Annotated in this window: 16 protein-coding genes, 2 pseudogenes and 1 riboswitch; of the genes and pseudogenes, 3 read left to right on the top strand and 15 right to left on the bottom strand. The window is 38.4% G+C overall.

Features of this window, described 5'->3' with window-relative positions:
• Positions 1 to 84: 84 nt before the first annotated feature.
• Positions 85 to 2,733 (bottom strand): magnesium-translocating P-type ATPase, encoded by a 2,649-nt coding sequence (mgtA, locus tag KFO35_RS06205; protein WP_070703754.1) that lies wholly within the window; start codon positions 2,731 to 2,733, stop codon positions 85 to 87.
• A gap of 341 nt (positions 2,734 to 3,074) precedes the next feature.
• Positions 3,075 to 3,249: riboswitch (M-box (ykoK) riboswitch) on the bottom strand.
• 171 nt (positions 3,250 to 3,420) lie between these two features.
• Between mgtA and ndk the strand changes: the two genes are divergently transcribed.
• Entirely contained in the window at positions 3,421 to 3,858 is a 438-nt protein-coding gene (ndk, locus tag KFO35_RS06200; protein WP_024634952.1) for a nucleoside-diphosphate kinase, read from the top strand.
• 21 nt (positions 3,859 to 3,879) lie between these two features.
• Here the strand turns inward: ndk and KFO35_RS06195 are convergent.
• From KFO35_RS06195 to KFO35_RS06165, 7 genes and pseudogenes are all read right to left on the bottom strand, one after another.
• Positions 3,880 to 4,745, bottom strand: a pseudogene (locus KFO35_RS06195) (Rgg/GadR/MutR family transcriptional regulator).
• Between the two features lie 218 nt (positions 4,746 to 4,963).
• Complete coding sequence (locus KFO35_RS06190) at positions 4,964 to 7,057, bottom strand: LTA synthase family protein (protein WP_024634950.1); 2,094 nt, start codon at positions 7,055 to 7,057, stop codon at positions 4,964 to 4,966.
• A gap of 314 nt (positions 7,058 to 7,371) precedes the next feature.
• Entirely contained in the window at positions 7,372 to 7,995 is a 624-nt protein-coding gene (locus tag KFO35_RS06185; RefSeq protein WP_002346113.1) for a hypothetical protein, read from the bottom strand.
• Between the two features lie 155 nt (positions 7,996 to 8,150).
• A complete protein-coding gene (gene gmuD, locus KFO35_RS06180) occupies positions 8,151 to 9,548 on the bottom strand; it encodes a 6-phospho-beta-glucosidase GmuD (RefSeq protein ID WP_070703756.1) in 1,398 nt (465 codons plus the stop codon).
• Positions 9,549 to 9,568: 20 nt separating this feature from the next.
• A complete protein-coding gene (locus tag KFO35_RS06175; protein WP_070872897.1) occupies positions 9,569 to 10,540 on the bottom strand; it encodes a LacI family DNA-binding transcriptional regulator in 972 nt (323 codons plus the stop codon).
• 6 nt (positions 10,541 to 10,546) lie between these two features.
• Complete coding sequence (locus KFO35_RS06170; protein ID WP_070872899.1) at positions 10,547 to 12,847, bottom strand: glycoside hydrolase family 3 C-terminal domain-containing protein; 2,301 nt, start codon at positions 12,845 to 12,847, stop codon at positions 10,547 to 10,549.
• A 1-nt stretch (position 12,848) separates the two neighbouring features.
• Positions 12,849 to 14,174, bottom strand: coding sequence for a PTS sugar transporter subunit IIC (locus KFO35_RS06165; RefSeq protein WP_070703762.1), 1,326 nt, complete (start codon positions 14,172 to 14,174; stop codon positions 12,849 to 12,851).
• A 229-nt stretch (positions 14,175 to 14,403) separates the two neighbouring features.
• Between KFO35_RS06165 and KFO35_RS06160 the strand changes: the two genes are divergently transcribed.
• Positions 14,404 to 14,829, top strand: a complete 426-nt coding sequence (locus KFO35_RS06160; RefSeq protein WP_024634946.1) for a hypothetical protein — start codon at positions 14,404 to 14,406, stop codon at positions 14,827 to 14,829.
• Between the two features lie 487 nt (positions 14,830 to 15,316).
• Here the strand turns inward: KFO35_RS06160 and KFO35_RS06155 are convergent, their stop codons facing one another.
• From KFO35_RS06155 to KFO35_RS06145, 3 genes are read right to left on the bottom strand one after another with little or no spacing between them, the layout of a single operon-like run.
• A complete protein-coding gene (locus KFO35_RS06155) occupies positions 15,317 to 16,018 on the bottom strand; it encodes a deoxynucleoside kinase (protein ID WP_070872901.1) in 702 nt (233 codons plus the stop codon).
• Positions 16,019 to 16,033: 15 nt separating this feature from the next.
• The gene (locus KFO35_RS06150) at positions 16,034 to 16,474 is read right to left on the bottom strand and encodes a nucleoside 2-deoxyribosyltransferase (RefSeq protein WP_070703766.1); all 441 of its coding nucleotides are present in this window, start codon (positions 16,472 to 16,474) and stop codon (positions 16,034 to 16,036) included.
• A complete protein-coding gene (locus KFO35_RS06145) occupies positions 16,474 to 17,049 on the bottom strand; it encodes an LOG family protein (RefSeq protein ID WP_002293608.1) in 576 nt (191 codons plus the stop codon). The genes KFO35_RS06150 and KFO35_RS06145 overlap by 1 nt, the downstream gene beginning before the upstream one ends.
• A gap of 240 nt (positions 17,050 to 17,289) precedes the next feature.
• On the opposite strand from KFO35_RS06145, the gene KFO35_RS14390 reads away from it, so the two are divergent.
• Positions 17,290 to 17,499 carry a hypothetical protein gene (locus KFO35_RS14390; protein ID WP_083314189.1) on the top strand — a complete coding sequence of 70 codons (210 nt, stop codon included), beginning with the start codon at positions 17,290 to 17,292 and terminating at the stop codon, positions 17,497 to 17,499.
• A 397-nt stretch (positions 17,500 to 17,896) separates the two neighbouring features.
• Here KFO35_RS14390 and KFO35_RS06140 read toward each other — a convergent pair.
• The 4 genes and pseudogenes from KFO35_RS06140 to KFO35_RS06125 all read right to left on the bottom strand — a co-directional run.
• Positions 17,897 to 18,373, bottom strand: a pseudogene (locus KFO35_RS06140) (PTS fructose transporter subunit IIC); the annotation flags it as partial.
• A 161-nt stretch (positions 18,374 to 18,534) separates the two neighbouring features.
• Positions 18,535 to 19,236 carry a GntR family transcriptional regulator gene (locus KFO35_RS06135; protein ID WP_070703768.1) on the bottom strand — a complete coding sequence of 234 codons (702 nt, stop codon included), beginning with the start codon at positions 19,234 to 19,236 and terminating at the stop codon, positions 18,535 to 18,537.
• 107 nt (positions 19,237 to 19,343) lie between these two features.
• Positions 19,344 to 20,786, bottom strand: a complete 1,443-nt coding sequence (locus KFO35_RS06130) for a glycoside hydrolase family 1 protein (protein WP_002338528.1) — start codon at positions 20,784 to 20,786, stop codon at positions 19,344 to 19,346.
• Between the two features lie 13 nt (positions 20,787 to 20,799).
• The gene (locus KFO35_RS06125; RefSeq protein ID WP_070703795.1) at positions 20,800 to 22,665 is read right to left on the bottom strand and encodes a beta-glucoside-specific PTS transporter subunit IIABC; all 1,866 of its coding nucleotides are present in this window, start codon (positions 22,663 to 22,665) and stop codon (positions 20,800 to 20,802) included.
• Positions 22,666 to 22,841 lie beyond the last annotated feature (176 nt).

Below are 22,841 nucleotides of genomic sequence, written 5' to 3'. Positions count from 1 at the left end.
TACATTAATCCTTTCCAAAACAATACACCTAGTTTAGCATGATTGATCCAAAATGAACAGAAGCATAGAGCCCAGCCGCATCACTTATAAGAGTTCTTGGAATCGACGGATATAGATTTTCTTCACAGCTGTCACAAGCGCCAGATAAGCGACGACTGTTACAAGCAGCCATAACCAGTAATTGCCAGGGAGCGGCATCAAGCCTAACTCAGCACCAAATCCTGTGAATGGAAGGACTGAACCGACAATGATTCCTAATGTAGTGATAACCAGCATGGCAAATGTTGCATTGCTTTGGATAAATGGTATTTTCGGTGTACGCAATGCATGGAGCACTAATGTTTGTGTCCACAGGGATTCGACGAACCATCCTGCATGGAATAATGCGATAAAAATCACTTGTTGTGAGCTATCCAATGTATGGAAACTTCCACCAACTACAGCAGGACAAATAACAAAATACATCAACAAGTAAGTAGTGATATCAAAAATCGAACTTGTTGGACCAAAATAAACCATGAATTTTCCAATACTAGATGCATTCCATTTCTTTGGCTCATCCAAATATTCTTTATCCATCCGATCCCATGGTAAGGAAATGCAAGAAACGTCATAGATCAGATTCAAAAATAGAAGTTGCAAAGGCAACATTGGTAAAAATGGTAAGAACGTACTGGCAATCAGTACGGAAAACATATTGCCAAAATTAGAACTTGCTGTAGCCTTGATATATTTCATGATGTTTCCAAAAGTTTCTCGTCCAGAAAGAAGGCCTCTTTCCAAAATCGTCAAATCTTTTTCTAAAAGGATCACGTCTGCTGATTCTTTTGCGATATCCACAGCTGTATCCACGGAAATACCGATATCAGCCACTTTCATTGCTGGAGCATCATTGATACCATCTCCTAAAAATCCGACAGTATGACCATTTTTACGTAAAGCTGTCGTCAATCGTGCTTTTTGCTGAGGATTCAATTTTACGAATACTTCATGGTCTTCAGCTACTTGCGCTAATTCATGATCATTCATTTCCGAGATTTTCTCACCAGTAATCAATTCATTGATTTCTAGGTCTACTTGACGGCACACAGACCGTGTGACTAATTCATTGTCCCCAGTCAGAACTTTTACAGCTACACCATGTTCTTTTAAAGCTTTCAACGCTTGTTTTGTTGTTTCTTTTGGTGGATCAAGGAAAGCAAGATAACCAATCAGAACCATGTCTGACTCATCTTTGACTGAAAATTCTCCAACAACGCTTGGATTGGTCTTTTGTGCGACACCAATCACTCGCAAGCCGTCTTCATTAAGTGATTGTACTTTTGCAAGCACCGCTTCTTTTCGTTCTTTTGTTAATGGTGCGACAATACCACCAAGATCAATAAATTTAGAAATGTTCAACATTTCTTCAATCGCGCCTTTTGTGATCATCTGTGTTTTGCCAGCTGGATCAGCGACCACAACACTCATACGGCGACGTTCAAAATCAAAAGGAATTTCATCTACTTTTTGATAATTGATCGTATCTGTATCTAAAGTTTCTGCTGCTTCATCAATGATAGCCACATCTAACAAATTTTTCAGCCCTGTTTGATAGTAGCTGTTTAGATAAGCATGGCGCAAAACACGATCATCTTCATTTCCTTCACAATCCATATGATATTCAAGAATGATTTTGTCTTGTGTCAATGTTCCCGTTTTATCCGTACATAACACATCGATCGCACCAAAATTCTGGATAGCATTTAAATTTTTGATGACTGTTCCTTTTTTGGCCATCACACTTGCTCCTTTGACCAAATTCGTCGTAACGATCATTGGAAGCATTTCAGGCGTTAAACCAACTGCTACAGATAATCCAAAAAGAAAAGCTTCTAACCAATCTCCTTTTGTAAGCCCATTGATAACGATAACTGCTGGAGCCATCAATGACATAAATTTGATCAGCAGCATGGATGTTTTGTGGATGCCTAATTCAAAACTTGATTGGATGGGTTTTTCAGATAGCGTTTCTGCTACATGCCCAAATAGTGTGTCATTTCCGACAGAAACAATGATTCCTTCCGCGCTTCCACTGATGACATTGCTTCCCATAAAGACAAGATTTTCATAACTTGTTTCGCTTTGCTGATCGTCTTCACATACTTTCGCATGCTTTTCTACTGGATAGCTTTCCCCTGTCAGTGCTGCTTGGGAAATGAATAGATCCTTTGCGGACAATAAACGCATATCCGCTGGTATCATATCTCCTGCTGAAAGCCGCACAAGATCTCCGCAGACAATTTCTTCCATAGGAATCTCAGTATACTCGCCATTTCGTTTGACAGCTGCCGTTACTTTCACAAGTGATTTCAGTTTTTCAGCTGCTTGATTAGAACGCACAGACTGGATCAACGTCATCGTCCCACTGACAATAACCATAGTGAAGATAATGGCTACACCGAAGAGATCTTTATCTCCTGGGGCGGCTAATACGTATTCCGTAATGAATGAAATAATTCCTAATGCAATCAACACTAATGTAAAGGGTGTGATGTATGCTTTCAATATTTCTATAATGAATGGTGTTTTTTTGCCATATGAAATCGCATTTTCACCATAAGTTTCTCTTGAACGCTCGATTTGTTCTTCTGACAATCCATTTGCTGATGCATGGAACAATTCAAATAATTCTTGCTTCGTTTTTCCAGCAAAAGCTGCATAGATTTTTTGTGTATCTTTCTTTTTTTCCATCTCAATCTCTCCTTTGTGTCCAAAAGACAGCTGTTTTCGCTGTTTCTGGTCTTTTGCTATTTATCGGATCGATAGAGAAAATGCTGAAAGGGGCTGAGAACAGATAGATAATAGCCCTGGCCTTTCCTCTAAATCCTTGTTTTTCGAATGACTGTCATCCATTTGTTCTCATCTCCTTTACTAAGTAATTTTAATTCATGACTTCCAATCATTTTTCGAATTGTTATTTTCCCAACTCGCTCACCTCCCTTTTTGTTTTTTCACCGATGGGATTTGCGGCAACAAAAAAACCTCTCGCCAAATACTCAGCGAAAGGTTTGAAAAAGCAAATCAAAAAAGCTTCTCAGATCTCATCGTTGAGTTTTGACACTGTACAACGTAAAAAGCAGATATCTGCTTTTAGCTACCTTATGAAAAGCCTTATCTCGACAATTCCTGTTCTACCCATTGGCGTCTCTCGACGTTTTTGGGCAGTAGCCTATGTTTGTATAGGAGCCTCACCTAACAAATCCTATTCGGTTTTCCTTCGTTAATATAACAACTAAAAAAGAGGATGTCAAATCAATTTTCCATGTTTTTCATACTTTTTTAAAATACACGCGTTATATTTCCGTCTCACGCAGTTTTATTTGTCTCATTTTCCACCTCCCGCTATAATAGAATTATAGTAGGAAACGAGGTGCTGTTATGGAACGAACACTTGTTATTATCAAGCCAGACGGCGTAAGACGCCATTTGGTCGGAAGCATCATCCAACGTTTTGAAGCAAAGGGACTGGCCATTGCTGAAATGAAATTTGCAACGATGACACCTGAACTAGCAAAAGAGCATTATCAGCACTTGACTGAACGCAGTTTTTTTGATGAACTGATCGATTACATGACTTCTGGTCCGGTCGTTTATCTTGTGCTGGTCGGCGAGGAAGTGATCGATATCGTCCGTAAGATGGTCGGAGCAACAAAAGCGGCTGATGCCGTTCCAGGTACGATCCGAGGAGATTATGCACTGCCGGGGACTGAAAACATCATCCATGCTTCTGATTCCCGTGATGCTGCAACAAAAGAGATCGCCCGCTTTTTCCCACCATTCGATACAAACAAACCGGCTGAAAAAGCGGCGAAGTGATACAAATCCTAAACTGTTGGTCTAACTGCTGGATTTAGCAATGGCCAGCAGTTTTTTCTCTAAAGAATTCCTTTGATTCTTCCCTAATGTATATTCGATCACTGTGAAAAACTCTTGGTAGTCTTCCGATTTTTCTTCCCCTAAAGCAGCGGAAATCAGTCGTTGGTAATAGTCCGCCATCAATGTTTCATAAATCACTGTACTTCTTTCTTTATGCGCTAAACTCCGTTTCATATCTTCATTCACGCTACGTGCCTTTTTTAAGCGACCATTTTCTATATAAAACAAAGTCAGATTCGTCAAAAAAGTAAAAAGATACTGCTCGTGATTATTCAGTTGCGCGATCCGTCGCATTCTTTTTTTGATTTTCAAATAATTATTCTCAATAAACCGATCACTGAATATCCAAGGAAAATCAGCTAGAATAGATACTTCAAATTGACCATACTCTGGTACTTGATCAAATATTCTTCAATGATACGACATTCATAACGCAAAAATTCGAATTCCGTCTCAGATACTTCTGTTTTTTTGGACATGTGCAGATTCAAAACCAAATAGTACAGATCTTCTGTTTTCTTATAGTGCCTGCGGTTATTAGCAATTTCTTTGTAAGGATCAAAGCTGTCTTCTTGAATCCGATCTAGCATTCGTCTTTTTTTCTTTAATTTTTTTGGCTCATCAAGCTGATTTCGTATCCATTCATATTCGGCAAGTGTCATGTTCATTCGCTCTAAAAATGATTTCAATGTTCCAAACGATACTTTTTTCACTGAATTCGTCTCGATCCCGACTAGCGAAGTTTTAGAACAGATTCCTTCCGCTAATTGGGACTGCGTCAGCTTTTTGTTGACTCGAAGCTTCTTGATCAATTCTCCATCATACATAATAGTTCTCCTTTTTTAATTGAAATTAACCCTTGGCTTTTCCAGAATGCTTGCCAATAAGAGGAATGATTATTTCAATTTAAATTTTCCGCATTCAATAAATAGATACGTTAAAAATAAAAAATACACGAAAAAAATAAAAAAATGTTTTTCTCATAAAAAATACCAACCTTCAAGCATGAGACTGCTGTCTAATCCCTGAAGGTTGGTTTGATTGTTTATTGATTATTTTTTTGCTGCTCCGCATTGGTTCCTGTTACTGGATATAGGTTAGTCGTTGTTTTATTGCCGTTTTTTGAAAAGACACTGGTCGAATGTTCACCTTTTTGCTTTTCGATTGCTTCATTACGTTCCGCTTCGTTTTTATAATCATATTTTTTCGGATCAATCGTCTCAAATCCGTTTGGCACATAAAACCGCAAGAGATTTTCCTGATTCAGCTTATCTGAAAGACTTAACGCAGTCTTGACTTTTTCCTGATCTTTGGAGATTTCCTCGTCGATTCCTGCTGCTTTCGTATCGATGATTTCTCCTGTCTGATTATTGTAAGCTTTTCCTCCTAAGACGGTATATTTGGGTGTCACGAAGTTCCCATTTCGAAAAGCAACTACTTGATCGTGCTGAGAAGATAATAAGTCTGTACCAAAATGAAGATAATCTTTATCATCGATTCCCAATAGATGTAGTAATGTCGGCAAAACATCGATTTCTCCACCGTATTCATGATTGACTGTCCCTTTAGTGTAACCAGGCATATGGATCATCAATGGCACTCGTTGCATCTGTGCGTTGTCAAATTCATCCCATGTATCTGGATCTTTACCAAGAGCACTTGCTAAATCTTTATTATCTGTATTCGAGATCCCAAAATGATCTCCGTAAATCACAAAGATTGAATTTTGGTAAATACCAGATTTTTTCAAATACGTAAAAAATTGTTCCAATGATTGATCCAGATAATGGGCCGTTCGAACATAATTATCTACTGTGCTATTGCCAGTATTCAAAGATGGAAAGTCGAAATTCTTGTCATCCGTATAATAAGGCGTGTGGTTGGTTACGGAAAGAAATTTCGTGTAAAACGGCTGTTGTAGATGTTCAAGATATTGAGCAGATTCTCTGAATAAATCTTTATCTAATATCCCATAACCTAACGTTTCGTCGGATTCATCAAAATAAGATCGATCAAAGAAATTGTCATACCCTAAATTTTTATATACATGATCTCTATTCCAGAAACTAGCTACATTCCCATGGAAAACAGCACTTGTATAGCCTTCTGTTTGTCCAAGGATCGCTGGTGCTGCTTGAAAGACATTATCTGACCCAAGTTCTGTGAATAATGAGCCTTGAGGTAAACCAAATGTGCCAGTTTCCAACATGTTTTCAGCATCACTTGTCTTTCCCTGTCCTACTTCATGAAAGAAATTGTCAAAGCTGATCGTTGCTTGATTCTGGAAAATACTATTTAAAAACGGCGTGACTTCTTGTCCGTCTACCTTCATATTGATCAAAAACTGTTGAAAACTTTCTAAATGAAGGACAATCACATTTTTTCCTTTAGCGAGCCCAAATGTTTCAGGATTTGGCTCTGCATAATGTTTCTTTGTATAGTCTAAAACTTCATCAATTCCATTACTGCTTGCATGCGCGCGAACACTGCTGGTCATTCCTGTTTTGATCCCGTCATAAATAGTGTACGCATCGATTCCTAGATATTTGACAATATAGGAACGGTCAAATGTCCGCTGCAGTAATTGTGGACGGTTGGCTTCGCTCAACGCTAGATTTCCTGAAAAAATCAATCCTGAAAGACAGGTAACCGCGATAGCCATCGGTTTGCTGACAGGGTTGCTTTTGATAGGTATTTTCTTGACCTTCAACCAAACCAGTAGCCCAATGAACACAGCGATATCCAACCAGTAGATGACATCATGGGGTTTCATCAAAGAAAAGGAGCTTCCTGACAACCCTTGCGACACTTTCGAAAAGCCTAATACAGATTTGACTGTAATGAAATCTGTGAATTCTCGATAAAAAATAATATTCAAGTACAACAAAAGCGTATTTAAAATATCAATGATCAAAAGAATGGCTAACGCTGGCTTTGGCTTTTTAATATACAAAGAAAGGCCAAAAAACAATAAGGTAGTCGCAATCGGGTTGATCCACAAGATAAAGTACTGGATCGTACCTTCCACACCTAATGAAAAATCTGCATAGTAAGCAATGATCGTCTTCAGCCAAAAAAAGAAAACAGCTGTCAAAACGATTGCTAAACGATTTTGGCACAATTTTTTAAGTTGTGTCACGTATATCACTTCTCTCTATTCACATTTTTTCTTATTTTGCTCCTGAAAAATGAAAATTTCCTAAAAAAAATTGTTATCTTAAGATTTTTTTATTCTTTCTAAAGATTATTCCGTTCATTTTTCACAGCATAAAACCGCTGTGATGTAAGCGATTAAACGAATGAAGAGATAAAAGTCTTGTGGTGACCGCTTCACTCCACGGTATTCAAAAGTAGTTTCTCGGTATTCGTACAAAAAAAAAGAGGCTGAGACAAAATTCTTGTCGCAGCTCCTTATTTCTTGATGCAGGACAGCTTTTTCACAACCTCTGTTTTTCATTGTCCATAGGTTTGATATTGTCCTTCTGATGACTCATTCGTAATGATTGAGGCTTGATTTTCTTCATTTCCCGTTATCGTTTGTCCACTGCCAGAATCTGAAGGGCTTGGTTCTGTCGACTCGTTTTTTTGAGAAGAAGCAGTTGTTTTCTTGACTTGTTCATTGGTTTTTTTCCATTCCGCTAGTCGATCGGCCACCACTTTTTTGTCCACTTTTTCAGAATAAGCTGTGACCACTTTTCCATTTTTCAAACGAGCTACCTTGTCGCCATCATGAGTCAAAAGCAAAACGGCCAAATGTTTGTCTTTGAATTGATATTGTCTGAGAGAAATCGCACTAAGTACGTCATCGATATTGATAAATTGATTTTCTTCTTTTCCTTTTGGCAAATAGATGTCCAATTCACCTTTTTCGTAATTGGCAGTTAATTTATATTCCTCCCACCAATAAGTTGAGAATTCTTTTTTGAAATTATCTACTGATTCTTTGCTTGCTACGATTTTTTCTGTTTCTTTCTGAGCAAGATCTGCTGTCATTTTTCCTGAAAATGCTGCGGATAAAATAAGCAGTAAGAAAAAACCGAATAACCAAAAGAGAAGAAACGGTCTTTTTTTCCTCATGCCTTCCTCCACTCCTATTTAATTTTGACTATTCTATTATATACAAAAAATGAAATAGAAAGACAAAAAAGTTGAAAAAGATCGTAAATAATTGAACTTCTTTTTCCTGAAGCGGTAAGAACGGGAATTTTCATACATTCTCTCTTGGCTATTCTTTAAGCTTCAAATCCATTTCTGTCTGATACATCTTTGAACCAATGACCCGATTTCTTAATCGTTCTTTTTCCATCTTGTGCTAAATCTACTGAAATAAAACCGTAACGATTCTTATAGGCATTGGTCCACGACCAGTTATCCATGCATGTCCACATATGATAACCTAAACAATTGGCACCTTCTTGAATGGCTTGATGGACATATTTCAGATGAGATTGAACAAATTCGATCCGATAATCATCGTGGATCATACCATCTTCCTTGATAAATCGTGCTTCATTTTCTACACCCATGCCGTTTTCAGAAATAAAACAGTCGATATTCCCATAATGATCTCGTACATTGATCAAAATATCATAGATTCCTTTTTCATAGATCTCCCATCCGCGATAAGGATTCATTTTACGACCAGGCATTTCATAATTGTCGAAGTAATCCTCAGGCATAGGACCGTTTTTAGTATCGATTGGTGTTTCTTTTGCTTTTATTCGGCGTGGCTGGTAATAATTAATTCCCAAAAGATCTACTGTGTTTTCTTTAATGATCGCCAAATCATCTGGATGGATCTCCGGCATTAGATCGAGTTCTTTTATTCTTTCGATCAATTCACTTGGAAACTCGCCTTTTACAGCTGGATCAAGGAATGAACGATTGAAGAACGCATCTGCTATTCGTGCTGCTTTAATATCTTCGGGATTTGATTCGTCTCTTGGATAACTCGGTGTCAAATTCAAGATGATTCCGATAACACCGCTTTGGTCCATTTCATGGTAAGCTTTGATGGCTAATGCTGAAGCCAACGCTTCATGATAACCAACTTGGATTGCTTTTTTCATATCTGATTCTTCCGGATAATGCCATCGATACAAATAGCCTGCCTCGACTGGAACGATTGGTTCATTATGGGTAAACCATTTTTTTACTTTCGAGCCAAACAATTGAAAACAACTTTTTGCGTATTTTTCATAGGCTTCAACCGTTTCTCGGTTCAACCATCCGCCTTTTTCTTGCAGATACATCGGCATATCGAAATGATACAGATTAACAAAGGGTTCGATACCGTTTTCAATCAACTCATCAAAATAGCGATGATAGAAACGAACGGCTTCTTCGTTGATTGTTCCAGATTCATCAGGTATCAAACGGCTCCATTGGATAGAGGTTCGAAATGAATTATGCCCAGTCTGTTTCATCAACTGTACATCCTCTTGATACTTCGTATAAACTTGCGAGGTTTTTTCAGGTCCTACTTGATCAAAGAACTTTTGCGGTTCGTTTTTGTACCAATAATCAAAAATGTTCTCTCCTTTTCCATCGCCTGAAATTCTTCCTTCTGTTTGTGGACCACTTGCTGCAGAGCCCCACCAAAAATTTTCTGGAAATTGATATCTTTTCATCAAAGCACCTCTTTTTTTTTTTAGTTGATTCCATGTATGATATTTTCCATCACAATCACTTTTTCATTTTCTTCTTCTTCTTTTTTGATTCGTTTCAACAGCTGTTCTGCTGCTCGTTCCCCGATTTTATCTGTTGGTGGCGTGATCGTGATTTTCGGAAGGATACTCAGATCGTTTTTATCTAAATAATCATAGTGACTGAACGCAATATCCTTCCCGATTCTGACACCTTCTTGATTAAAACATTCGATGGCACCAATCGACATATTGTAATTGCTGACAAAAATAGCAGTTGCCCTTTTTTCTAATAATGCTTTTGCCCCGTAATAGCCGCTTTTTCTAGAATAGTCTCCTGTAAAGATCTCTAAATGGATAGACGGATCCTTTTGTACCGCTTCTTTGGCTCCAGCTAAACGTTCTCTTGCTACGTAATCTGTTTGAGCGGCAGCAATAAATCCTATTGTTTTATGTCCTTGTTCGCCATGATGAGCAATCACTCTTGCTACACTTTCTCGATCATTCACTACTATTGTATCAATACCTGCTGGCCCATCCGGACAATTCAATGCGACAACTGGGATACTCATTTTTGTGAGCATTTCAAATCCAGACCACTCTTCTTCTGATAAGAAGACAATCAACCCATCGATTGCATGCTTCATCAGGTATTCGATTTTTTGATCGATTTTTTCTGGCTGATCGGCAAACCCGCTTAATAATAAGCTATACCCATTTTCTTCAGCTACTCTTTCGATCCCTGAAACAACCTCCGAACCAAAACGGCTAGATATCCCGTTTATCAAAAGTCCAATAGAGAAACTTCGATTATTCTTCAATCCTTTAGCAATGATGTTTTCTTTATAGTCCAACGCTGAAATCGCTTCTGCTATTTTTTCCATATTCTTTTCCTTCAGCTGCTGACCGTTTAAATAGCGGGAAACTGTTCCCACTGAAACACCAGCCATCTTAGCCACGTCACGGATCGATGCCATACATTTTCACTCCTGCCAGTTACATTTGATTTCTTTTTCTTGTTGTTCGACCGTGATGACCGCTTTCTTTGCATAATGCCGCTTGTCATCAATGTCCATATAACTAAAGTCTTCAGAAGTGAGTTCAAAAACAAGCAGTCTTTCCTCTTGAGACTGCAAGTCATCTTTACGAAAAGCTTTCAATAATTTCGTTCTTTGGATGACAGCGCCGTCAATTAATCGGACATAGACAAGAGTACTTGTTTTACCTGAAACACTTCCTGTATTTTTAACTTTAATTGATATTATTACTTTGTCAATATCCGTTTTGACTTCCATCTGACTGTATTCAAATGTTGTATAGCTTAGACCATGTCCAAAAGGATAAAATGGACTGCCGCTTAAATCATAATAATTCTCTTGTTTAGAAGCAGCACGCTGATAGTAATAAACAGGTAGTTGCTGACTATTTCTAGGATAAGACAAACTCAATCGTCCGCTTGGGTTATTTCTTCCAGAAATCATCTGCGCAATGGCTTTTCCACCCTCCTGTCCAGGAAACCATGCTGTTGCAATGGCATTCGTAAATGACTCGATTTTCATCAAATCGTAGGGTCTTCCTTGCACAAGTATCGTGATGATTGGCTTGCCTAGTTGATACAATTGTTCAATCAGTTGTTGTTGGTATCCACCTAAAGAAAGAGAAGCAACATCTACATTTTCTCCAGAATCCATGTTGATCCCTTTCGATGAAACTGCCCCGTTACGAAGAAATTCCATATCAAAGTTCCGCGCACTTGATCCACCTAGAACTGCAATGATCACATCTGAGTTTTGAGCAAGGGTCACCGCTTCTAATAATTTTTCTTCCTGATCCTCCTGATTTCTTACTTCACATCCTTGTGCATAAGAAACCGTTGATTGGGGAAACTCTGTTTTTATCTCTTGTACTATCGTTTTTTTCAAACGGTCTTCTGTTTGTGGTGCAGAGTAGTCTCCCAACAAGTGGTAAACATCGTGAGCATTTGGTCCTATAACAGCAATGTTTTTTACTTGTTGATCCAACGGCAATATACCGTCATTTTTTAGTAAAGTGATACTTTCTTTTGCTGTCTCTAAATTTAAGTGCTCTGATTCCTCCATGAGATGATCCCAATACTCCTTTGGATCGTTTGCAAATGGTTGTTCAAACAAACCTAATAAAAATTTGACAGATAAAACTCGGCGAACTGCTTGATCTAGTAGCTTTTCATCTACGACTTGATCATCAATGGCTTCTGCAATCTTGGTATAGGTCTCGTCCCACAAACTGAGATCGATTCCTGCCGCTAATGCATATGCTGCAGCAGTCTTTTTATCTGTAAAAACATCGGATAAACGATCCAAAGCAACACCGTCTGCCATAACGATCCCTTGATAACCGATCTCTTTTCTTAATGTTTGCTCAAAAAGCGCTCGATTGATATGACAAGGTACCCCGTCGATATCATTATAAGCAGCCATGACACCTACTGCATTTCTTGTGCTCTTCAATAATGGCTCGTAAATATCGGAGAACTCTCTGCGTCCAATCGTCACTGTGCCTGAATTATGACCGCCTAAAGCTTCTCCTTGTGCGGTACAGTGCTTTAACACAACACCGATCTGATCCTTCTTCTTATTGATTTCCTCTACTGTCTGATCAAGAAAAGAAACTTTTTCTGAAATAATCTCTCCTTGGAACCCTCGAACGACCGCTTCAGAAAAACGAGCTGAGAGAATCGGATCTTCCCCAAAGCACTCTTCTGTCCTTCCCCAACGAGGATCTTTTGCCAGATCCAAAGTCGACACCAGCGCTAAATGAACACCTTTAGCAGCCAGTTCTTTTGCCATCAATCGGCTAGTTTGTTCTAATAACGCTACATTGAAGGTATTTCCACGGCCGATATTCGTTGGATAAGAAATCCCATCCAAACCTTGATGACCATGTGGACATTCTTCTACAAGCAAAACTGGAATTTTCCATCGCGAATGCTTTAGTACATATTCTTGGACTAGGTTAGCCACCTTCCAGCTTTCTTTTGCAAGAATCCCATTCTTATAATCTGTTTTAGACCACGGATCAGAGCGAAACAGACCGTATAAGGCACCCAGACCGCCTCCCCATTTAACATGTTCTTTTAACTTTTCTGTTAATTCGTTCTTGTCTCCGTTTTTTTCATAACATTCCCAACCATACAAATGCTGGTTTACCTGTCCTACTTTTTCAGCAATATTCATCCGCGAAAGTAAATCTTCTACTCTTTGGCGGATGGTCAACTTTGGGTTTTGATACGGGTAATCGTACACCTTAATATCCTCCTTCTGCCAATTTTGCCTTATTAGCGGCTAACACAAATGGCAGGAATAAAAATACATCTAGAACGATAAGTATTACTGTTAAGACTGCTGCTCGTATATCGTCTCCTGTAGCAATAAAAGATTGTATAACCGGCGGAGTGATCCAAGGTGCAGCAGCAACTGTTTTACTGATGATTCCAAGACTTGTGGCTGCGTAGGCAATAATCAAGTTAATAAATGGTATAATAGCGCAAGGAACCATATACATTGGATTCATGACTACTGGTAATCCAAACATAATTGGTTCCGTAATATTAAATAAACAAGTAGTCAGACCAAATTTAGCGATCGATCGCTGTTCTTGACGTTTAGAAGCCCACAAGATAGCAATAACTAACGGTAAAATACACCCGCCACCTCCGATCAATCCAAATGCATTGGTAAAGGGCTCCGTAATAATATTAGGAATTTCTTTTCCTACTGAAAAAGCATCCATGTTTTCCTGAATAGACTGTAACAAAGGTGCTTGCCGTATAGGAGCCAAAATACTCGAACCATGCATACCAAACACCCATAAGAAATCAGAGAAAAACTGTAAAAATAAGATGCCTGGGACGGATAAAACAAAAGCTTTCAATGGTGTCTGAATCGCTAATTCAATTAATTGCGGAACATTCAAACCAGTCGTATGGTTTAAAGTAAAAACGACAACTGAAAAAAATAAAATGACAACTATTTCTGGTACTAAAGAATTAAATGACGTAGCTACTGCCGGTGGAACTCCTTCTGGCATCCTAATTTTAAAACTCTTCATTTTCGCTAATTTGATAAATAATTCTGTACTGACAAGAGCAGCAATCATCGCCGTTGCTAAGCCAGACGAAGAAGTCAGACTTTGTAAGAAAACCCCTGTAGCTTCTGCTGTATTTCCGTCCATCAAAGTGACTGTACTTGATAAAGGCATCAAAATAAACATTACGGCTGTACTTAGAATTCCTGCATGAACAGGACTAAATAATGGATCATCAATCACGCCTGTTTGGATATAGTGGGTTGCCGAATTCCAGCCGATATTGTAACACACGATAATAGCTAAAATACTCATCGTACCATTATTCACGATTGAAGCAAGTTCAGCCAATGGACTTAGATCAAGTATTCTTTGGACTGTTGCATTTGAAAAAATCAGAGCATTCAGCAAAACCATGACAGAAGCAGCCATTACTAACGGCATAGTAACGATAAAACTGTCTCGAATGGCCAGCAAGTGTCGCTGGCTACTCATCTTAGATACGATTGGTAGCATTTTTTCAGATAGTCTGTCTACGACTTTCATTATTTCATCTCCTAGATTCTAAAATTGAACCGGTTCATTTTTAATATAGCACTTTTCTAAAAGATTGCAACACATCTTTTAAAACGCTTTCTAAAGGTGGTGGATTTTTTATGACTTTTGAAAATTTATTCCATTTAATGGTATTTTGTGAATTTTTTCTCTTCCATCCGTTTGAAGTTTTACTCTCCAATGGTATAATTTCTTTATCCTATCAAATGGGGGAAGTATTTTGAAGAAATTAATCGTACTATTTATTTTGTCTGCGGGACTTTTGACATTGACTGGCTGTGATTTGTTTGGCGGCTCTGACCAATCCTCGGACGAAACAACCGATTCTTCTGTCTTAAAAGCGGAAAAAGCAGATATCACCAACAGTGTATATACGCTAAAAGTACGTAAAGATATGGATTTATCCGCGGGACAGTTGACATTTACAGATAAAAAAATGGAATGGACACGCACGTATCAGACACAAGGAGCTGATTCTTCTGAATCATCTGAAGAAAAAACAGTGCTGACAGATATCAAGATCACTACCAAAGATGACGAATATATTATTTCAGGAAAAGAAAATAAAAAAGAAGCAACAGTCACATTTACCAAAATCGGTAATTACCGTTTGAAGGATGAGGATGGCAACATCTACAGTCTATAGTGCCGTCTGTTGGATCTTCTTTTGTTTCTCCCCTTCTTTTCTGCTATAGTAAAGAAGCAAGATGACTGTAAAGGAGACGAAATGGATGATCGATAGTCCTGATTATTGTACATGTAATAACAACAAAAATATCCATACAGAATTTAATGATCAAGGAAGTTTGAGTATATGCGATAATTGCCACAAACTAGTCAAAGATTCTTTTAAATCGTTTGAATCTTATCCTGTCAAAAATTATGTAAAAAGCAAAAGAAGATAAGCAAAATCAAGCAAAACTCACTATGGCTGATTTTTATGAACTTCAAACTGAGCTTCTTCCTTTGATCAAGCTTCATCAGTAAAACAAACAGTGGGTCATTTCAGTTCACAAATCAAAGATTAACGTTTTATTTATTTCACATCTTTGAATATAAAATAACCAAACGATAGAAAGACTTATTCTACATCACATAGTAATTTTTCTTTCCCGTCGTTTGGTTTTTTATTTTTAGCCTAATCCTTGACCTTTCGCATGCTGATTATCTGTAAAATATTTTCCAGCAGGCTTTCCTTCCAATTCAGCTAATTTTTCTTGGATCTGACGAATCACCTTTTTTGCATCTTCTGGATTTTCTACAAAATCGAATGTATCCCCATCCACTTGTATTTTAGGACATACATCGAAATCTTCATACCATTGATTATAACGGGTGTTCAATGTTTCGTAATAGGTGTATAACGTTTCATCGCTTTCTAGCTGTTCATAGTCACGCCCGCGTTTTTTGATACGTTCTAGCATCGTGTCCAAAGAAACTTTGATATGGACCATCAAATCAGGCCGTTTTTTTGGAGCAACATCATCTAACTCGTTTAGCATCGTATCTAATAAGCTATCGTACTGCTGTACTTCGATATCCGTTACCCGACCTAAATCAGCATTTAGATGGAACAACAGACTATCTTCGTAGATGGAGCGGTCTAGCACATTGTCATCGTTCACTAAAGCATTTTTCATTGCTAAAAATCGCTTATTCAAAAAGAAGATTTGCAATAAAAATGCGTACTGCTCAGGATTTGAATAAAAAAGCGGCAATACTTCGTTATCTTCGACATTTTCATAAAATGGTTTAGAATCAATCTCTTTTGCAAGCATAGCCGTCAAACTGCTCTTACCTGCACCAATCGTTCCTGAAATCAAAATCACTGACATACAACCCTTCCTCTTCTATAAGTACTCGCCTACGTAAGTTTCAACAGGCAATTTTTCAAAATCATATTCGCGTACAGCTTGGTCTGATTTTAAATACGTGTGAAGACTTTGTGTAATCATCAAGTTCGTAGGTACCGTCTCTTCTTGTACAATGATCATCGGTTTTTTCAACATAGTTGCCACACCTAATTCGTAAGCCGTTCCTGGATCGATTATTTGATGCTCAAAGTCAAGGATAGCAACAACAAATTCTGCATTTGTCAGTTCTTCCATATCTTTTTCGTATACTTCCTGCGCCCATCCAGCGCTGAATAGTTCATAATTGCTTTCTTGGTGATGACGTGGAGAGTAGAAACTTGTGACTGTTTTGTTTTCCTCCAACGCTTTTTCGATACGACTTACTCGATCGATTTGCTCCTCTGAAAAAAATGGTCCTGCTAAATATATTTGACTCATTATTTTGCCTCCTTCAATAATAACTGATTTTTAATAGATACTGCTCGTAATTCATTGACCAGTTCCAATGGATTGTTGGAAAAGATTACTTGATCCAACCATTTTTTATCCATAAAATCCTCTTTTGCAAAAGTTTCTAATAATTGTTGCAAGCCGCTGTAATAACCGCCAATATTCAATATTCCGATTGGCTTGTCAGGCGTCAGACCGATTGCTATCCAAGAAAGAAGTTGTGAGAATTCCTCCAATGTACCTAGACCTCCAGGGAAAACGAGGACAGCATCTCCCTTTTCAAATAATAATACCTTTCTTTCATCGATCGTTTCTGTAGGAATGAATGTAGTAACATCTTTTCCAGGCAATTCAGTTTCAAAAAGCCCATTCGGATAGATACCTGTGACTTTTCCGTTATTTTCCAGTACTGTTTTACTAATCACTCCCATAATCCCGGAGTATGAACCACCGTAAACCAGTTCGATTTCTTCTTGTGCCATGTATTTTCCTAACGTTTGCGCAATAAATTTGTAACTTTCTTTATTACCAAAACGGGAACCGCAAAAAACAGTAAGTTTCATAAAAAAACACTCCCTAACTCAAAAGTCTATCTTCATTCTACACGTGTTTTTTTAAAATAAAAGACTAGATTTTGTAGTTTTTTAGTGGTATACAGGATAGACGCCACTATATATAGTATTTAGAAAAAAATCATTTTTCAGCTATTTTATAGATAAAACAAAAATAAATAACGTGTTTTCATCGATATGAAATGACTTACTTATAGAAGATACTGGGATTTCGTCCTATATGCCAATAACGTGTATTATTTTAAACAACAAATACTTGTTTCTTTTATTAACGAAAAAATCATTTTGTTCTCGTGTTATGTTTCACTGATAAATGATGTTTCTCTAAATGAAAAAGCCGACGAACTAAACGATCAAAATTTGATCATTTTTGTTCATCAGCTTCTCCTAAAAATCTTTTTGTTAACGATAAATAGCTGGATTTGTAAAAATATCACTTGAATCGTCACTGCTGGAAGAAAATTCAGTGATAACCGCACCTGTTGCGCCTGCCTGGAACTAGTGTTTGATATTGGGCTCGAACGTGTACTGATCTCTAGCATGAAGAATAATTTCTTTTTTTACTGTATAATAACTTTCTTTCCTTTTTGGAATAGTACAGGAAAGTTTTTTTGTTTCCTTTCCTTCGACATAAGGTGTACCAGACCTTTTCGACAACGAAAGGTTCTCATTTTTCCTTCATCGTCATTTCAAGGAGGGTGCCGATGCTCTGGACAGTTTCGATCGCTCCTAAACCAAAATCTGTATATTCGATTCTTTCTAACTCTGATTCTTTCATACCATTCCTGCCTCAAGGTACATCTATTGTACTTTTTTCTTGTAATCCATTCTGCCTCTCCTAACTAATTGTCAAATCATCCCAAGATATGTCTTCTTCCTCTTTTTCTTCTTGGATGATTTCTGCATTCGGATCTACTGGTTTTTTCAATAATAAAATGGTTATTCCTGTGACAAAAGAACCAGCTAACAATGCACCAATGAATGCCCATGGTCTGGTCATCGTAGCGACTGCAAACATTCCCGATGCCGGAATACGGCTATCTGCGCCCCAAAACATGCTTAATCCGCCACCTACTGCCCCACCGACTCCCGTTGCTATGACATTGCGTTCCAAGTCGTTCAATACGATAGGGAAACATCCCTCTGTGATCTGACAGATCCCCATAGGAAAAGCGGTCTTCAATGTATCGATTTCTTGACGATTGAATATATTTTTACGAATGATTTTCCCTAAGAAATAAGCGATCGTCAAGCCGAATGGGGTTACCATCGAAGCTAAAATCAATACAGTGATTGGTTCATAGATTCCTTCTGAAAATCGTGCCACACCCCCTTATCCAGAATAAATGGTAATCCAGAAACAGCCGTGTATCTGCGGTAATAAGCCTAACCAAACGAAAAATATGAGAAGCTATTTTTGTTTGGCTGTTCTTATTACTTGATGCAGGGCAGCTTTTTCACAACCTCTTTTTTTATTTATGTTTCATAATCAATATGGTAAGGATGCAGCTCCGTATGGTAGACCGCCTCCGAATATTCAATCATTTCCCCAATTTGCGTAGACGATTTCCGTATCCGTTTGATGCCGATCTGTGCGTCTGTTTTCAGAATTCCTTGTTCTTCTTCTGTTAAAAATACTGCCGAGAAATCATCAGAAAATGAGTCAATAGTATATCCTTTTTTCGTCAGCAAACGATACAAAGATTCTTTGCCAAATTCTTCTCTGCTGAATTGCATCATTTCTTGTGGAAGATAATGAACAAAATAAATATAAGGCTGATTGTTCAAATAATATAAGCGCTTAAAACAAACAGCTTGCTCACCGAAAAAGGAAAACAAAGGATCTTCCTTCTTTATATGGACCAATTGCAAATCCAGCGTTTCTTTCCGGACTTCATATCGGAAGTTCTCCAAGATTTGCGTAAAGCTTGCCGCTTTGGATAATCGATTGTAAGGACGATTGCTTAGAACCGTCGTCCCACGACCACTTTTCTTTGCGACATATTCATCTGATGCCAGCAGTTCGATTGCCTTTCGGACAGTGATTTTGCTGACTTGAAACAGTTCTTCTAATTCACTTTCTGTCGGCAACATCGAACCGACTGGATATTTTCCTGAGAAAATATCTTCTTTAATTTTATCTGCGACTTCCAAGTATAGTACACGTGTCCTTTTCATAACGTCACCCTTTGCTTTACTATTACTAAAAGAATAGCACATAAAAAAAAAAAAAAGAACACAAATCACATGTGAGAAGTGTGTTCTTTTTCATTCAGCTGCTTTAATTACAAGTTTACGCCATTTGAGGCAATTACTTCTTTATACCAATCAAAAGATTTTTTCTTTGATCGATTCAGTGTCCCATTTCCTTCATCGTCTAGATCCACATAGATAAAGCCGTAACGTTTACTCATTTCTCCTGTTGATGCACTGACAAGATCGATACATCCCCAAGGCGTATAGCCCATCAAATCTACACCGTCTGCTACTGCATTAGCCATCGCTTCGATATGACGACGTAAATAATCGATCCGATAATCATCAATAATCGTGCCATCCTCTTCCATATGATCAATGGCTCCAAGACCGTTTTCAACAATGAATAATGGTTTCTGGTAACGATTGTATAATTCATTCAATGCGATTCTCAGCCCTTCTGGATCGATCTGCCAGCCCCATTCACTTGCCTCAAGAAACGGATTTTTTACTCCTCCCAGCAAGTTCCCTTCTGAAGTTGCTGCTTGTGGATCAGTCTCATTGATTGCCGTAGACATATAATAACTAAATCCGATGTAGTCCACTGGATATTCTTTTAGCAACTGGAAGTCTTTTTCCGTTTGCTCTAATTTTTCCGGATCGACTCCATATTTTTTATGGGTACGCGCTGTGTATGCAGGGTATTCTCCACGTACTTGGACATCCGTGCAGAAAAAATTGAATTCTTGGTTTTGGATCATTGTTGCTGCCTGATTGACTGGATTGGCATCGATGCTGTAAGTTGTTGCATAGATAATCATGCAGCCGATTTGGATATCCGAACGCAATTCGTGGCCGATTTTTACGGCTTTGCTACTTGCAACGAATTGATTATGCCATGCTTGGAAAATATTTTGGTACTCTCCTGCTCCATTGCTTTTTACTAATCCTTGACTTAAAGCTGGAAAGTGAAAGGCCGAATTGATTTCATTGAAAGTCATCCAATATTTGACTTTACTGCTGTATCTCTCTAATACTGTCTGAGCAAATCGTTCATAGAAGTCGATCAGTTTTCGATTTTTCCAGCCACCGTATTCTTTTGCCAAATGAAGAGGCATTTCGTAATGAGAAATCGTGATCACAGGTTCAATATCATATTTTAAGCACTCATCAATCAGCTGATCATAAAATTCTAATCCCGCTTCGTTAGGAGTACCTTCGTCTCCATTTGGAAAAATTCGTGTCCAGGCAATCGAAAAACGATAACATTTGAATCCCATTTCCGCAAACAAGGCAAGATCTTCTTTGAAACGATCGTAATGATCGATTCCTCGATGATTCGGGTAAATATATTTTTCTTGATCAATCGTCCAGTCAAATTCTTCACTGCCGATAATCGCAAAGCGCTGCTTACCTCCAGGCATAGCATCTGCAACGGATAGCCCTTTTCCGTCTCGATCATAAGCCCCTTCTAATTGATTGGCAGCAGTTGCTCCACCCCATAAAAATTTTTCTGAAAAACGTGATTGCATCCTGATTTCCTCCTTATTTTACAATTGCCAGAACATCTTCGTTTGCAATAATCTCTTTTTGGTCTAATTCAAGTATATCGGCAAATGCATCAGTATTCGTAATGACAACTGGAGTGATTACGCTATAGCCAGCTGCTCTAATTGCTTCGATGTCAAAACGAATCAATAAATCTCCTGCTTTGACGAGATCCCCTTGTTTGACTAAGATCTCAAAGCCATTCCCATTTAATTCTACTGTATCCATCCCGATATGAATCAAAATCTCCGCTCCGTCAGTCGTTGTGATCCCTACAGCATGTCCAGTTGGAAAAATAGTCGTGATCTCTCCGTCTGCAGGTGCAACTAGTTCTCCTACTTCTGGATCAATAGCGATACCTTTTCCCATCACGCCAGAAGAAAAAACTTGGTCTGGTACTTCACTCAATGGCAGTACTTTACCCGTTAAAGGACTTTTTAAGGTATGCCGTGCTGAAGTAATCGGTTCTCCTGCATTCGCATGTTTGTTTTCTAATTGATTGTCTTGTGTTTGTTCGTCAAATCCTAAAATCAATGTACCTACGAATGCAAGAACAAAAGCAATTCCTGTAGCTATTACTGCTACTGTCGCATTTGACTCTACACCATCCACCGTACTAATGAAAGTCGGAATCGTCAATAAGCTGACCAAACTGCTGGAGAAAGCTTTTACTCCGGAAAATCCGATAATAGCTCCACCAATACCTCCAGAAATACAAGCGGCAATGAATGGTTTCTTCAAAGGTAATGTCACACCATACACAGTTGGTTCAGTGATTCCAAATAACGAAGTCACTGTAGAAGAAATCCCTAATGCTCGAAGTTTCGTATCTTTTGTTCGCAATGCTACAGCTAAAGCAGCCCCACCTTGTGCCAAGATGGCTGGAAGAAGCATTGGCATCAATACATCAAACCCATATTGTTCGATATTCAAAAACATGATCGGTACGAATCCCCAATGCATGCCGAACATCACGAATACTTGCCATAAACTTCCCATGATTAGACCTGCTACGATTGGACTAAATCCATAAATCGAGTTGAAGAGACCGCCTAAAGCATTACCGGCAACCGTCCCGATTGGTCCTAAAGCAAGAAGTGTTAATGGAACCATCACTACTAAAACGACAAGCGGAACTAAAATCATTTGCAGAAATTGCGGAATCACTTTTTTTACGAATGGCTCTAATTTACTTTGAACCCATACGGCTAGAATGATTGGTATGACAGAAGAAGTATAACCAGATGGTGAAAGAATCACTGGGATCCCAAAGAAACTGATAGCTTCTCCCGCACCAGCAACTGCTGTGATAGCTGGATACACAAGTGCCATAGCAATTGCTACTGCTAAAAACTGGTTGGCTTTGAACTTTTTAGCTGCTGTAAAAGCAAGCATGACAGGTAAGAAGGTAAAGACACCATCTGCTGCAGCAAACAATATTTGATAAGTACCGCTATCAGCTGTCAGCCAGCCCATCACCGTTGCCAATGACAAGAATCCTTTCAATACCCCGGCGGCTGCCATCGCCCCTAGAAAAGGTGTAAATATGCTAGAAATGATATCAATTAGACGATTCAAAATATTTTTGGACTCTTCTTTTCCATCCTCCGAAACTGCAAGACCTTCCTCATCCACGATCGATTGATAAACATCTGCTACATTACTGCCAATCACTACTTGATACTGACCGCCACTTTGGACGACTTGGATCACGTCTGGGTCTTCTTTTAACTTTTGCGTATCTGCTAAGGATTCATCTTTTAATCTGAACCGCAAACGCGTAGCACAATGTACTAAACTTTTGACATTCTTTTGCCCTCCTACCGCTTCCCATACACGACGACCAACTGCTTGATTATCCATTGTTTTTTCCTTCTTTCTTTTTTTATTTCGCCGATTGTAAAATTAAGCTAGACAACTAAAAAAGTCATTTGTGCTACACTCAAAATAGTTCCGACCAAAGAATTATAAGGAGTGAGTACAAATGACCTATACCCATCTTACAACGGATGAACTTGTAATAATAGAGTCTTATTTCA

This window comes from Enterococcus lactis, assembly GCF_015751045.1.
Classification (GTDB): domain Bacteria; phylum Bacillota; class Bacilli; order Lactobacillales; family Enterococcaceae; genus Enterococcus_B; species Enterococcus_B lactis.
This window is presented reverse-complemented; position numbering and strand designations above follow the sequence as displayed.

Excerpts from the sequence above, each read along its gene's own strand:
- mgtA (WP_070703754.1), bottom strand. The coding sequence starts at position 2,733 with ATGGAAAAAAAGAAAGATACACAAAAAATCTATGCAGCTTTTGCTGGA.
- ndk (WP_024634952.1), top strand. The coding sequence starts at position 3,421 with ATGGAACGAACACTTGTTATTATCAAGCCAGACGGCGTAAGACGCCAT.
- KFO35_RS06185 (WP_002346113.1), bottom strand. The coding sequence starts at position 7,995 with ATGAGGAAAAAAAGACCGTTTCTTCTCTTTTGGTTATTCGGTTTTTTC.
- gmuD (WP_070703756.1), bottom strand. The coding sequence starts at position 9,548 with ATGAAAAGATATCAATTTCCAGAAAATTTTTGGTGGGGCTCTGCAGCA.
- KFO35_RS06175 (WP_070872897.1), bottom strand. The coding sequence starts at position 10,540 with ATGGCATCGATCCGTGACGTGGCTAAGATGGCTGGTGTTTCAGTGGGA.
- KFO35_RS06165 (WP_070703762.1), bottom strand. The coding sequence starts at position 14,174 with ATGAAAGTCGTAGACAGACTATCTGAAAAAATGCTACCAATCGTATCT.
- KFO35_RS06155 (WP_070872901.1), bottom strand. The coding sequence starts at position 16,018 with ATGTCAGTGATTTTGATTTCAGGAACGATTGGTGCAGGTAAGAGCAGT.
- KFO35_RS06150 (WP_070703766.1), bottom strand. The coding sequence starts at position 16,474 with ATGAGTCAAATATATTTAGCAGGACCATTTTTTTCAGAGGAGCAAATC.
- KFO35_RS06145 (WP_002293608.1), bottom strand. The coding sequence starts at position 17,049 with ATGAAACTTACTGTTTTTTGCGGTTCCCGTTTTGGTAATAAAGAAAGT.
- KFO35_RS06135 (WP_070703768.1), bottom strand. The coding sequence starts at position 19,236 with ATGAAAAGGACACGTGTACTATACTTGGAAGTCGCAGATAAAATTAAA.
- KFO35_RS06130 (WP_002338528.1), bottom strand. The coding sequence starts at position 20,786 with ATGCAATCACGTTTTTCAGAAAAATTTTTATGGGGTGGAGCAACTGCT.
- KFO35_RS06125 (WP_070703795.1), bottom strand. The coding sequence starts at position 22,665 with ATGGATAATCAAGCAGTTGGTCGTCGTGTATGGGAAGCGGTAGGAGGG.